The following is a 12,336-nucleotide window of genomic DNA, read 5'->3' as shown; positions in this document are numbered from 1 at the left end:
ATGAAATGAGGCCGCATTTGAGTTTAGGAATGAAAACACCAAACCAAGTGCACAAAAAAAGCCAGGAGCAAAAGCTACTGGCCTTCAATTAAAACCGTCAACGTATTTTAGGACGGGACACTATTTTAGCCGCCGTTTATATTGCTGCGGCTACGCGCTCAGTAAAACCAGCCAAACAACGAGTTAATTAATCACGTATTTCTACACATCATACTTGGAGAGAACATGGATAGCATGACAATGATCGCAATGGCATCAATCGTTATTTCAGGAATTACAATTAGTTTTGGTTGTTTAGGTCCATCGCTTGGCGAAGGCAAAGCAGTAGCAACGGCATTGAGTGCATTAGCACAGCAACCTGATGCATCAGCAACTATTACGCGTACGCTCTTTGTAGGGCTTGCGATGATTGAATCGACCGCAATATACTGTTTTGTCGTGTCGATGATTCTTATTTTTGCCAATCCGTTTTGGAACTACGCTATTGCACAAGCTGCAGGAAGTTAAACCATGCTAATTGATTGGTTTACAGTTGCAGCCCAAGTGGTTAATTTTTTAATTTTGGTGTGGTTACTAAAACGCTATTTATATAAACCAATTTTGCACGCTATTGATAGGCGAGAAGAGCGTATAGCCGCTGAGTTAGACGATGCTGAAACAAACCAAAATGAAGCACTGGCGGAGCGTGAAAAGTTTTTTCTGAAAAATGAAGAGTTTGAACAACAACGTACACAAAAGATGCAACAAGTAAGCGTGAGTGCTAAGCAAGCAGAGCAAGCACTTATATTAGAGGCGCAAAAAAGAGCTCAAAGCTGGGGCACTAAATATCAACAAAATATAGTAAAAGAGACTGATAATTTAAAGGAGTCTTTAAGTCGAAAAGTTAAGCAAGAGGTTTTTGCTATTAGTCGCAAAACCTTAACTGAACTGGCATCAACAACTTTAGAACAACAAATATGTGAGGTGTTCACAGCGCGCTTATATAAGCTTGATAGCGACAAAAAAACCACTTTAGCGCAGGCGCTAAGTACAAATAGTGAATTTGTACCTGCCTTAATTCAAAGTGCGTTTGAGCTAACTGAATCTCAGCGTTTAGCACTTAAGAATGCTATTAATACTGTGTTTTCAAAAGATATTACCATTAAATTCACCACCGATGAGAGCCTTATTAGCGGGATTGAGTTATGTGTCAATGGACAAAAGCTGGTGTGGAGTATTGACGATTACTTACAATCAATCGAGCAGGAAGTTGATATGTTACTAAAACAAAAAACAGCTCAGCCTACAACTTCTCAACCTGTTGATAAGTGATGAGTGACCTTAGCGAAAACACTCAAAATAAAAACACAAAAATACACAGTTTAACAAACGCGTTTGGTGATGTGTTTAAGCACATTCAGCAAGGGCTAAAAACAGTTAACTCAAAATTGAACTTACATGAAGTTGGTATTATTACCAGTGTATCAACGGGTATTGCGAAGGTGTCGGGATTACCTGGCGTTGGCTTTGAGGAACTAATTATATTTCCCGGTAATGTGCTTGGAATTGCGTTTAATATTGATGAAAAAGAAGTTGGTGTTGTGCTTTTAGGTGAATACGCCCACTTACAAGCTGGGGATGAAGTGCGCCGCAGTGGTCGTGTAATGGATGTAGCGGTTGGCAATGCGCTATTAGGGCGAGTGATAAACCCACTTGGCGAGGCACTAGACGGTGGAAGCGTTATACAAACCGAGCAGCGTTTACCAATAGAGCGTCCAGCTGCACCAATTATGGACCGCTCTCCTGTTACTACGCCTTTGCAAACCGGACTTATTGTAATCGATGCGATGATTCCAATAGGGCGAGGACAACGAGAGCTTATTTTAGGTGACAGGCAAACAGGTAAAACAGCTATAGCCATAGACACGATTTTAAATCAGCGAGAACAAAATGTAATTTGTATTTATTGCGCTATTGGCCAGCGGGCATCAACAGTTGCTAAATCAATAGCAATATTACGCGCGCAAAATGCAATGGCTTATACGGTTGTTGTTGCAACAGAGGGTAATGAACCACCGGGCTTACAGTATATAGCGCCTTACGCTGCAACCAGTATTGCAGAATATTTTATGGAGCAAGGACGTGATGTACTTATTGTATATGACGATTTAACTAAGCACGCAAGAGCTTACCGCGAGTTGTCTTTGTTGTTACGACGACCACCCGGACGAGAAGCATTTCCTGGGGATATTTTTTATATTCATTCACGATTACTAGAGCGTGCGACCCATTTAAATAAAGAACGTGGCGGTGGTTCCTTGACCGCACTCCCCATTATAGAGACCGAAGCTCAAAATATTTCAGCCTATATTCCAACTAATTTAATTTCGATTACCGACGGACAAATTTATTTATCACCCTCATTATTTGCTCTAGGTGTATTACCAGCCGTTGACGTTGGTAAGTCGGTTTCTCGTGTGGGCGGTAAAGCACAGCGTGCTGCGTTTCGTGCAGTTGCTGGCGATTTAAAGCTTGCATATGCTCAATTTGAAGAGCTAGAAACCTTTGCTCGTTTTGGTGCCCGACTTGATGATGATACACGGCGTATAATTGAACATGGACGGCGTATTCGAGCGAGCTTACATCAATCTGAATCATCACCTATGCCAGTGCCTGAGCAAATTATGCTATTACTCGCACTCAGTAATGGCTTTTTAGATTCGATTGAACTGCTAAAAATAAACGACGCAAAAAATATTATTAAAAAAGCAGTTGCGCAGTTAGACCCTGCTTTGTGTGATAGATTTGATACCGCTAAAAGCTTAAGTGATGACGATCGACAAACAATTGTTGAGTTGGCTAAGCGCGCACTTGTTGATTTTGAGCCTGAAAAGAAGGCAATAACAACATGAGCAATAGTGCCGCTAATTTACGCCATAAAATAGCCAGTGCAAGTGATTTACAAGGCGTGGTAAAAACGATGAAGGCACTTGCTGCCTCGAGTATTGGGCAATATGAAAAATCGATTAGCTCATTGACCGATTACTACCGGGCAGTTGAGTTAGGATTAAGTGCGAGTTTGCGTGATGACATGTCATTTCAATTTTCACCACAACCCAAAAATATAAATGAAAGCAGAGTGGGTGTGATCATATTCGGCTCAGATCAAGGGTTGGTAGGGCAGTTTAATGAAAGTATTACCGACTTTACAATTAAAGCGCTAAGTAACGAGACCCAGCCACCTCTAATTTGGGTAGTAGGCGCACGTGCTGCATCTCGACTTACCGATGCCGGCTTTAATTTAGTAAAAGTATACACAGTGCCAGTGAGTGTTCACGATATAGATACCTTAGTTAGGCAAATTCAAATAGACAGTGAATCAAGCTTGGTTCTTAATCCTGGTTGCGGTGTATTGGTGTTTTATAATCAACCTAAACAAGGCGCGCTTTATGAATGTGTGTCTCAGCGATTACTCCCACTTGACGAGCAATGGCGAGATAATTTTAAAAATATTTTATGGCCAACTAAAGCTTTGCCAGAAGTACTCTGCAAGCACTCTACAACAATAAGAGCATTGATCCGCGAGTATATTTTTATTTCTCTTTATCGTGCATGTGCCGAGTCGTTGGTCAGCGAAAATAGCAGTCGTCTTGGCGCAATGCAACGCGCTGAAAAAAATATTGAAGAGCTACTTGATAAGCTTTCGAGTGAGTTTAATACTCTGCGTCAAAGTACCATTGACGAGGAGTTGAGTGATGTACTTGCAGGTTATGAATTACTAAATAAAATAGACTAGAGGCTGTTGATCTTAGAGGTTGAATTTGCAGCTGTATGTGTTGTTTTTTAATCAAAACATCGCCTATACAGTGCGGTTATTGACTCTTTGTTACTCGATTTTTACTTATTCTTACAAGAATGTAAGCCATCAGAGTAACGCAGAAGCCGTTACCGAGCCCAATAGGTTACAAATCGCGCACGATTACCCCCCCGTAAATTGAATGAATTTTAATCATGAAATGTCAACAAAACTCACAAGGATAATTTACAAGAAATAAAGCTATAACCTGATTGTAAGTGATCGTTAATTAATGATTAACTGTTGAAGTTGAGTGTTCAATAGTGGGTAGTGCTTTTTCTTTGAGGTATTTTATTATTGTTGTGAACTGGTATGACTGAGTGGATTCGAACTGCTGACCCTTGGACCGGGTGATCAAGAGTGGGTAGTGCTTTTTCTTAGGTTTTTTTATTGCTTTGAATTGGTACGACTGAGTGGATTCGAACCACCGACCCCTACCATGTCAAGGTAGTGCTCTAACCAACTGAGCTACAGTCGTACAATTTTTGAGGTTTTACTTAAATTTTGATACGACTGAGTGGATTCGAACTACTGACCTTTGGACCGGGTGGTCAAGAGTAGGTAGTGCTCTTTCCTTCAATTATACGTTTCATTAATGTTGGTACGACTGAGTGGATTCGAACCACCGACCCCTACCATGTCAAGGTAGTGCTCTAACCAACTGAGCTACAGTCGTATTACTTTATTTAAGTAGGTGTTAATTGCTTAACAACGGCGGCTAATATATAGCGTGGCGGTTAGTGAATCAAGCAAGTTTGTTGTTTTTGAGTTTATTTGCCGTTTTTTTATTCATATTGGGCTTATTTCACACGTTTTATAAAATACTTGCCACCAAACCACATGTTTTTTAGCTGAGCTTTTTAGTAAGTTCAGTAAGTTACTTGCTGAGTCCGTTTTGACTAAGTTATTAATTTGAGGGCTTGAGATACTTTCGTTAAACCAAAGCTCATTATAAAGCGGTTGTAGTGCCTCTAGATAACCAGTTAACTGCGCTTGATAGGGCTGAATTTCTTTTAGGTAAAACTTTTGAAATACATTGCTTATGATTTTTGCGTTTTTATTATTTTTATCCTGAGGGCACAGCGTATTAAAGTTTAATGTTTTTACAAACTGCGTGGCGTTGTTATTTAACACTACCTGCTTGCGGACCGATTGAATGAGTACTTGGTTAAATTGAAATTTATTAAGCTGCTCGAGTGCACTAAAAATAGAATCACCATTAATTTCACTAAATTCTTTAGCCTTAATTTGTTGCTTAATGAGTACAAGTTGCTTTAGCGCAAGTACGGTATCACTAAAACCAGCAGGTTCAGTAGTAAGCTCGTTTGAAGTGAGTTGCCAGGTACGATTTAGCTCAGGCTCTTTAAATAACATGGTGTTAAAAAAGTGCATTAGGTGTGTTTCTTTGTAGTTTTTGGCTGCGAGTATTTTTGTGTAACTAGGACTATTTTTATCAAGCGTGTTTAAGCAAACCTGCGCACTTTTAATAAAGTTTATTTGATATTTTAATTGCCCAGCAGCGCTGGCGGTTTTTCCTAATTGGTTATTGTGCTCACTTATAAGCACGTTAAGCTTACATTGGCTAATGCCTGCAAGCTCAACAATGCTCAGTGTTAAGTCACTTTGTGCTATTGGGGTAGGCTGCAGTAAGGGGAGTTGCTTGAGTGGCGCAGGCTGTGTTGGGCTTGTATCAACTGTGCTACTTAAGCGTTCAATATAAGTAACGTTTATACTACTTTGTGGTTTGTTGCAGCCAGTAAGCGTTAAAAAATACATTACCAGCAAAGCAGCTGGTAATGTTTTAAGGCTGAGTTTATTAGTTTTGATTGAGTGAATCAATTTTAAGAAATTCATATTTTAGACGTTTTTTTACCGTTAGCATTAATAAAATAGCAGCGACACTAAGTCCCACTATTATCCCAGTCCAGAAACCGTGTGGCCCCATAGCTGGCACAATTATGTCTGTTCTTGCCAATACGTAACCTAAACAAAAGCCGATTAACCAATACGATATAAACGTAATATACGATATAGGCGTGGTGTATTTTAACCCACGGAGTATGCCATTTGCTGCAACTTGAAGTGCATCAGGTAATTGGTAAATACACGCTAAAATCATAATTGATGAAGCCAATGCCATAACAGCGGGGCTGTCGGTATACAGTTGGCTAATTAAATCACGACCGGCAAACGTAATAAGCGCTAAAAATAACGCCACAGCAATGGCTAAAATATAGCTGGTAGAAACCGCAACTTTTAATTGAGTCATGTTCTTTTGGCCGTATAAGTTACCTATACGAATGCTAATAGCGATTGATAGGCTCAGCGGCATCATAAACAGCAATGTAGTTACACTGGCTGCTATTTGATGCCCCGATATAGCTACTGCACCTAAATGCGCTATAAATAGCGGTATACACGCAAATAAAGTGACTTCAAAAAAGGTGGCGAGTGAAATTGGTATACCTAACTTAGTAATAATACCAATGGTAGTGAAATTAGGTTTTTCGAATGATGAAAGCAGGCCTTTAGCATCTACTTTTTTACTCATTTGGCAGTAAGTGACTTGTGCTATTGCCATAACAGTTAAAACAATTGCAGTGGCAATGCCACAGCCCGCGCCGCCATAAGCAGGAAAACCAAATAAGCCATTTATGAAAATATAATTTACCGGAATATTAACAGCTAAACCTAATAGGCTTATGTAAAACGCGGGCTTGGTCATTCCCATACCTTCGGTAACGTTTCTGTATACCGTAAAAATTAAAAATCCAAACACACCCCATTTCACAAAGTGAATGTAGTCAATGGCAAGGTTTGCAATTGCAGGCGTTGTATCGAGCTTAAAAATAATAGCATCTGCTAAATGGGCAATTCCAAAGCCTGTAAAGCTCAAAATAGCGGTTAAATAAAGCGCTTGTTGAAAATAGTGGCTAATGCCTTTGCGGTCATCACTGCCCGAAAACTGCGCAATAATACCAGTAAGCGCTAATAAAATACCTTGAAGGCCAAGTAATAAAGGGTTCCATATTCCTGTTGCAATAGACAGTGCAGCTAAGTCAGTAGGGCTAACTTGACCTGCCATAATTGTGTCGACGACCGACATTAAAATAAGTGTAACTTGCGCTAAAAAAACAGGTAAAGCGAGGGAAAGTAAACGCTTGGCTTCCCAATTGCAAAAGGTCATAAAAACAGCTAGTTGATAAAATAGGGCGTAATTGTAATCTATTGGGGTTTAAATAAAAATCACAGTAGTGAATGATTTTATGAGTTGATACGTTAAACTAGCACTTTGTAATAATTTAAAGTGATTTTATGTTTACAGGAATAGTGCAAACGCAAGCTACGGTGGTCTCTAAGACTCAAACAGACGGTGTTTTACGCTTAGTTGTATCGGTGAGCGATGAGTACGTTAAGCATTTAGATTTAGGCGCAAGTATTGCTATTAATGGCTGTTGTTTAACAGTTGTGCAAGTTGAGCTAAGTAATCACGATGTGGTAGCGCAAGTGCATTTTGATGTGATTGACGAAACCCTAAAGTTAACTAATTTAGGACTGCTTGAGTTAGGTAGTTTAGTTAATTACGAACGCTCTGTTACGTTTGGTACTGAGCTAGGTGGGCATATAGTGTCTGGGCATATTCATTGTACGTCACAAATTTCTCAAATAGTGAAGCTTGAGAACAACTTCAAAATACAACTCAGCTTGCCAAAAGAGTGGCAAAAGTATGTGTTATATAAAGGGTTTGTTGCGATAAATGGCGCAAGCTTAACCGTGGGCGAAGTTGATGAACATGGTTTTTGGTTACACCTAATTCCGGAAACGCTCGCCATTACAAACATTGGTGCAGCGCAAGTGGGTGACAAGTTTAATATTGAAGTTGATCAGCAAACTTACACTATTGTAAATACGGTAGAAAACTACTTACGCCATCAGGCTTAAGTTAAAATATTTGTTCGTCGTCACTGTCTACGTGTAGCTCTAACTTATTGTTAGCATGATCTATATGCATATTTAAATGAATTGGGTTACAGCAGGCAGTGCAATCTTCTATGTAGTCTTGATCGCCCATGCTTGCGTCTAAGTCTAAATGTATGTGGTGTCCGCAGTGTGGGCACGTTATTCGTTGTGATAAAAAATCTTTCATAATCACTCCAGTTATAAATAATTAAGTTAGATTTAACTTAATCGCTTACAGATGAACGCCTACTTACTCATTAAATATAGTGCTGAAATGCAGCTTATGACACTTATTTTATACCTTCAAATACCAGCTTTTCTATATGTTGTTTAGCTTCAGTAAGATAGTGACCGGCAAAGATGTTAGCGTGATTTAAAATAGGGTATAGCTGGTATATTAACTTACGTTTTTCGTAATTTTGAGAAAGCGGGTAGTGCTGGTTATAGGCGCTATAAAAGTCTTTTGGCAGTGGCGCAAATAGTTCGCTCATTGCAATATCCACTTCCCGATCACCATAATAACAAGCGGGGTTAAATACCGTTGGCTCTGCTTTTAAAAAGCCCATATTTCCTCGCCAAAAATCGCCATGCAGTAATGAGGGCTCAACTTGATGACTATGCAGCTGTTCTTTAACGGCATTAATTAAGCGCTCGGGTTCAATAAAGTTAATGCCTTTTTCAGCGAGTAACTGTAATTGCCACCCTATACGTTCTTCGGCGTAAAATACATCCCATTTTTTATGCCAGCGATTAGGTTGTATGGTAGTGGCTATGTAGTTGTCTACATCAAAACCAAACATGGCTTGGTCGTGTTTTTGATGCATTTTAGCGAGGCTGCTTCCCATAGTTGCCCACGTGTCGTGAGGTTGTTTATCCAAAACAAGCCACTGTAAAACAATAAACGAAAACTCTATATTTGCACCGGTTGTAATACATTCAGGGACTTTAAAATTACTATTTTGCGCTAAAAGCTTTAAGCCAATAAATTCACTTTCTAAACGCTCGAGTTCGCTTTTTAATGCTATTTTAACGAAGAAGTTATGCGTACCATTGGTAATATGAAATAGTTTGTCGGTATTTGTACTTTGTAATTGGCGTTTATAGGTGTGTTTAAAGTCAAAATTAATGGCTTGGCTGATGTGCTCATTTACTGTTTTCCACATAACAATTGCTCGCCTTTTAAACAGATACTTAAACTATGGCAAAAAGGTATTAATTTAACAATCTAAACGTTGTAAAATTAACGACTATATTGCACAAAAATTACACTTACTGTAATGGAGTAAAAATGAACAAAAGTTTAATAACCAATTTGCTAGCGGGTTTATGTGTTGTTGTAGGTTTTATGTTTAACCAAGCAATTGTGTTATCAGTTGGTTTATTTGCACTTTCTGGCGCGGTAACTAATTTATTAGCGATTCATATGTTGTTCGAAAAGGTCCCGTTTTTATATGGCTCAGGCGTTATAGCGCTTAAGTTTGAAAGCTTTAAAGTAGCTATACGAAACCTAATATTAACGGAGTTTTTTTCAGAGCAAAAAATTAATAATTTACTCAATAAAGCGCAGCCCAATATCGATTTTGAGCCAATAATTAGCAATGTTGATCTAAACCCTGCATTCGACAATTTACTTGTCGTTATTGAAGAGTCACAGTTTGGTAGCATGTTAGGGATGTTTGGTGGAACAGCTGCAATCGAGCCAATGCGTGAAAAGTTTATTGAAAAAATGCAATTGTCGCTTAGTGAGATTTCCCAAACTGACGATTTTAAAGCATTAGTAAGCCAAACACTCTCACAAGGTAATAGCGCAGAGAGTCTACATAAAACGGTGCTTAAATTAGTTGATGAGCGCCTAGATGAGCTTACCCCAAAAATGGTTAAAGAGATTATTCAAACCATGATCCGCGAGCACTTAGGCTGGCTTGTTGTGTGGGGTGGTGTGTTTGGTGGTTTATTTGGTTTAATAGCGGCCGTGATTTAAATATAGCTACTGATACCAATTTTAAAAATAATCATTTTATCGCATTAAATAGCGCACTTACTGCGTTAAAAATTGTTCGTGTACGAGTGTATGGATGCAGGAGGTAGAGCAATGCAGGGAGCAATTAGTGATAGCAACTACACGTTATAATTTCGCCTTATTATTGCGCTACTTTATTAGCGCAATAATAGATAACTAATTTAATGCAATTGGTATGACTTATTTTTTCAGGCTGTTATTATCGCCCCCATAATTTAGTCGTGTTTTTTAGGAGCAACGGTGAGCAAAACGTTAGCCAGTTATTATCAGCAAGCATACGCTTGCGATCAGCAGCATTTTAACCAGTGTTTTTATTGTGGCTGTGAAGCAACAGAGCGCGATCATTGTCCGCCGCTGCATATGCTACAAAGCATTGTTGATTTAGGTGAAGAAGCTGATTTTATATCTATTCCTGCGTGTTATGAGTGTCATGCACTTTTACATAACGAAAGGCTGATGACGATTGATGAGCGCTTTACTAAAATGAAAAAAAAGCTTGCCACTAAATATGCAAAACCTCTGCGTGTTTATAACATGTGGGAAGAAAACGAACTTGGCGATATGAGCGATGAGTTTGCGCATAGTATTCAAGCGGGTATGAAATTAGGTAAAGAAGCCGCTGAGCGCTTAGCGTTTACTGGTTTTAGCTATGCCACTGAAGATGCCAAAGTAGCAGTACGTGAAAAAACGAAAGAGTTTGATGTAGAAGGCATGATATTTACCGACTTTAAAGAAGCGCTAAATTACTGCATTAATGATTTAAACGTACAAAAAAGTGACTTTTATAAAATTTTGGTTGAAGACTACCAAGGTGATTTTAATAAAGCGCTAAGCCAGTATCGTCACCGTCATGACAAAGTGACAGCGGCTAAAGACGGTAATACAATTATTAAAGATTTTTCTAAGTTACATAAGCAAAACTCTGATTTTGTAACGCGTACGGTTAAGCACTTTATTAGTAAAGATCCATCGCTTACAACCGAAGGTGCGCTTGAAAAGTTGTATAACAATTATATAAAGAAATAATTACAGATATTCATCTTAATTAACTGCGTTTTCACCTGTTTTTTTGGCTTTATTCCTTAGCTTTCGCTAAAGTAGCAAAAAAACAGGAGATCCAAACAACATGCAAAAATTTGCACCTTCTTTATTAGCAGTTGGCTTAGCTGCTGCACTTGTAGGTTGCCAAGAAAACGGCCCGCAAGACGATAAAATAACAATCAACAAAAATCCTTACCCAAGCACTTATCAGCCCGTTTCTACATCAAGCACACTTATTACAAATGCAACAGTACTTACAGGTACTGGTGAGCGTTTAGATGAGGCTGATGTATTACTTGTTGACGGCAAAGTACAACAAGTTGGTAAAGACTTAACTGCTACTGCTGATATTACAATTGATGCACAAGGCAAATGGGTAACACCGGGTATTATTGACGTACATTCACATTTAGGTGCATACCCAAGCCCTTCGGTTGAGTCGCATCAAGATGGTAACGAAATGACCAGCCCTAACACTGCAGAAGTGTGGGTTGAGCATTCTGTTTGGCCACAAGATCCTGGCTTTAATCGCGCACGTGAAGGCGGCATTACTTCTCTACAAATTTTACCAGGTTCAGCTAACTTATTTGGTGGACGCGGCGTTACACTTAAAAACGTACCAGCGCACACTATGCAAGGGATGAAATTTCCAGAGGCACCGTATGGTTTAAAAATGGCGTGTGGTGAAAACCCTAAACGTGTTTATGGTCGTCAAGGTGTATTGCCTTCAACCCGTATGGGTAATATGGCTGGTTACCGTATGGCCTGGGCTGAAGCCGCTGAATACAAACGTGCGTGGGATAAGTACGATGCCGATTATGAAGCAGGTTTAAACCCAGAAGCACCAGTACGTGATATTAAACACGATACGCTTCGTGGTGTGCTTGAGGGCGAAGTACGTATTCATAATCATTGTTATAAAGCTGAAGAAATGGCAATGATGATTGACCTGTCAAAAGAATTCAATTACGACGCGGGTACATTCCATCACGGTGTAGAAGCATATAAAATTGCTGACCTACTTGCTGAGAATGGCTCGTGTGCTGCACTTTGGCCAGACTGGTGGGGTTTTAAAATGGAAGCCTACGACATGGTTCAAGAAAACGTAGCTATTGTTGATGCGGTTAAAAATTCATGTGCAGTTGTTCACTCAGATTCAGATACTACTATTCAGCGCTTAAACCAAGAAGCTGGCAAGGTTATGTACCGTGCTAACGAAAACGGTTTTGATATTTCTGAGCAACACGCTATTAAATGGATCACGGCTAACGCTGCTAAATCGCTAGGTATTGATGACAAAACAGGTTCACTAGAAGCAGGTAAGCAGGGCGATGTTGTTATTTGGAATCAAAGCCCATTTAGTGTTTATGCTAAAGCTGAACAAGTGTTTGTTGATGGTGCAAAAGTTTACGATAGAAACGACAGCGCGTATCAAGCAACAAGTGATTTTATGTTAGGTCAACAATAAGGAGCACCCAGA

Annotated in this window: 12 protein-coding genes and 2 tRNA genes; 8 read left to right on the top strand and 6 right to left on the bottom strand. The window is 39.3% G+C overall.

Annotation, left to right across the window (positions count from 1 at the left end):
- Nucleotides 1-225: 225 nt before the first annotated feature.
- The 4 genes from I6E70_RS18845 to I6E70_RS18830 are packed head-to-tail and all read left to right on the top strand — an operon-like array spanning nucleotide 226 to nucleotide 3,775.
- Nucleotides 226-507 carry a F0F1 ATP synthase subunit C gene (locus I6E70_RS18845; protein WP_010552606.1) on the top strand — a complete coding sequence of 94 codons (282 nt, stop codon included), beginning with the start codon at nucleotides 226-228 and terminating at the stop codon, nucleotides 505-507.
- Between the two features lie 3 nt (nucleotides 508-510).
- On the top strand, nucleotides 511-1,311 hold the full coding sequence (locus I6E70_RS18840) for a F0F1 ATP synthase subunit delta (RefSeq protein WP_197189381.1): 801 nt from the start codon (nucleotides 511-513) through the stop codon (nucleotides 1,309-1,311).
- Nucleotides 1,311-2,891, top strand: coding sequence for an alternate F1F0 ATPase, F1 subunit alpha (locus I6E70_RS18835; RefSeq protein WP_197189380.1), 1,581 nt, complete (start codon nucleotides 1,311-1,313; stop codon nucleotides 2,889-2,891). Before I6E70_RS18840 ends, I6E70_RS18835 begins: the two co-directional genes overlap by 1 nt.
- Nucleotides 2,888-3,775, top strand: coding sequence for a F0F1 ATP synthase subunit gamma (locus I6E70_RS18830; protein WP_197189379.1), 888 nt, complete (start codon nucleotides 2,888-2,890; stop codon nucleotides 3,773-3,775). Before I6E70_RS18835 ends, I6E70_RS18830 begins: the two co-directional genes overlap by 4 nt.
- 461 nt (nucleotides 3,776-4,236) lie before the next feature.
- On the opposite strand, the gene I6E70_RS18825 is transcribed toward I6E70_RS18830, so the two are convergent.
- From I6E70_RS18825 to I6E70_RS18810, 4 genes are all read right to left on the bottom strand, one after another.
- Nucleotides 4,237-4,313, bottom strand: a tRNA-Val gene (locus I6E70_RS18825).
- A gap of 121 nt (nucleotides 4,314-4,434) precedes the next feature.
- Nucleotides 4,435-4,511: transfer RNA gene (locus tag I6E70_RS18820), tRNA-Val, on the bottom strand.
- A gap of 113 nt (nucleotides 4,512-4,624) precedes the next feature.
- A complete protein-coding gene (locus I6E70_RS18815) occupies nucleotides 4,625-5,689 on the bottom strand; it encodes a DUF3080 family protein (RefSeq protein ID WP_024590335.1) in 1,065 nt (354 codons plus the stop codon).
- A complete protein-coding gene (locus I6E70_RS18810; RefSeq protein ID WP_010552611.1) occupies nucleotides 5,652-7,022 on the bottom strand; it encodes an MATE family efflux transporter in 1,371 nt (456 codons plus the stop codon). The genes I6E70_RS18815 and I6E70_RS18810 overlap by 38 nt, the downstream gene beginning before the upstream one ends.
- 128 nt (nucleotides 7,023-7,150) lie before the next feature.
- Between I6E70_RS18810 and I6E70_RS18805 the strand changes: the two genes are divergently transcribed.
- Nucleotides 7,151-7,777 carry a riboflavin synthase subunit alpha gene (locus I6E70_RS18805; protein WP_197189378.1) on the top strand — a complete coding sequence of 209 codons (627 nt, stop codon included), beginning with the start codon at nucleotides 7,151-7,153 and terminating at the stop codon, nucleotides 7,775-7,777.
- Nucleotide 7,778: 1 nt separating this feature from the next.
- On the opposite strand, the gene I6E70_RS18800 is transcribed toward I6E70_RS18805, so the two are convergent.
- On the bottom strand, nucleotides 7,779-7,982 hold the full coding sequence (locus tag I6E70_RS18800; protein ID WP_008166246.1) for a CPXCG motif-containing cysteine-rich protein: 204 nt from the start codon (nucleotides 7,980-7,982) through the stop codon (nucleotides 7,779-7,781).
- 103 nt (nucleotides 7,983-8,085) lie between these two features.
- Nucleotides 8,086-8,958 (bottom strand): fructosamine kinase family protein, encoded by an 873-nt coding sequence (locus tag I6E70_RS18795; protein WP_024607610.1) that lies wholly within the window; start codon nucleotides 8,956-8,958, stop codon nucleotides 8,086-8,088.
- 125 nt (nucleotides 8,959-9,083) lie between these two features.
- On the opposite strand from I6E70_RS18795, the gene I6E70_RS18790 reads away from it, so the two are divergent.
- The 3 genes from I6E70_RS18790 to I6E70_RS18780 all read left to right on the top strand — a co-directional run bounded on the left by I6E70_RS18790 (nucleotide 9,084) and on the right by I6E70_RS18780 (nucleotide 12,324).
- A complete protein-coding gene (locus I6E70_RS18790) occupies nucleotides 9,084-9,776 on the top strand; it encodes a DUF445 domain-containing protein (RefSeq protein WP_182197006.1) in 693 nt (230 codons plus the stop codon).
- Nucleotides 9,777-10,055: 279 nt separating this feature from the next.
- Entirely contained in the window at nucleotides 10,056-10,841 is a 786-nt protein-coding gene (locus I6E70_RS18785; protein ID WP_007585117.1) for a hypothetical protein, read from the top strand.
- 100 nt (nucleotides 10,842-10,941) lie between these two features.
- Nucleotides 10,942-12,324: an amidohydrolase gene (locus tag I6E70_RS18780; protein ID WP_007585115.1), complete on the top strand. Its 1,383-nt coding sequence runs from the start codon at nucleotides 10,942-10,944 to the stop codon at nucleotides 12,322-12,324.
- Nucleotides 12,325-12,336: the final 12 nt, after the last annotated feature.

This window comes from Pseudoalteromonas sp. NGC95 (assembly GCF_015864705.1).
Classification (GTDB): domain Bacteria; phylum Pseudomonadota; class Gammaproteobacteria; order Enterobacterales; family Alteromonadaceae; genus Pseudoalteromonas; species Pseudoalteromonas arctica.
The sequence above is the reverse complement of the archived record's forward strand: the minus strand, read 5'-3'. Positions and strand labels throughout refer to the sequence as shown.

Bases quoted from the DNA above. Each gene is read 5' to 3' on its own strand.
- I6E70_RS18845 (WP_010552606.1), top strand. From the start codon at position 226: ATGGATAGCATGACAATGATCGCAATGGCATCAATCGTTATTTCAGGA.
- I6E70_RS18840 (WP_197189381.1), top strand. From the start codon at position 511: ATGCTAATTGATTGGTTTACAGTTGCAGCCCAAGTGGTTAATTTTTTA.
- I6E70_RS18835 (WP_197189380.1), top strand. From the start codon at position 1,311: ATGAGTGACCTTAGCGAAAACACTCAAAATAAAAACACAAAAATACAC.
- I6E70_RS18830 (WP_197189379.1), top strand. From the start codon at position 2,888: ATGAGCAATAGTGCCGCTAATTTACGCCATAAAATAGCCAGTGCAAGT.
- I6E70_RS18815 (WP_024590335.1), bottom strand. From the start codon at position 5,689: ATGAATTTCTTAAAATTGATTCACTCAATCAAAACTAATAAACTCAGC.
- I6E70_RS18810 (WP_010552611.1), bottom strand. From the start codon at position 7,022: ATGACCTTTTGCAATTGGGAAGCCAAGCGTTTACTTTCCCTCGCTTTA.
- I6E70_RS18805 (WP_197189378.1), top strand. From the start codon at position 7,151: ATGTTTACAGGAATAGTGCAAACGCAAGCTACGGTGGTCTCTAAGACT.
- I6E70_RS18800 (WP_008166246.1), bottom strand. From the start codon at position 7,982: ATGAAAGATTTTTTATCACAACGAATAACGTGCCCACACTGCGGACAC.
- I6E70_RS18795 (WP_024607610.1), bottom strand. From the start codon at position 8,958: ATGTGGAAAACAGTAAATGAGCACATCAGCCAAGCCATTAATTTTGAC.
- I6E70_RS18790 (WP_182197006.1), top strand. From the start codon at position 9,084: ATGAACAAAAGTTTAATAACCAATTTGCTAGCGGGTTTATGTGTTGTT.
- I6E70_RS18780 (WP_007585115.1), top strand. From the start codon at position 10,942: ATGCAAAAATTTGCACCTTCTTTATTAGCAGTTGGCTTAGCTGCTGCA.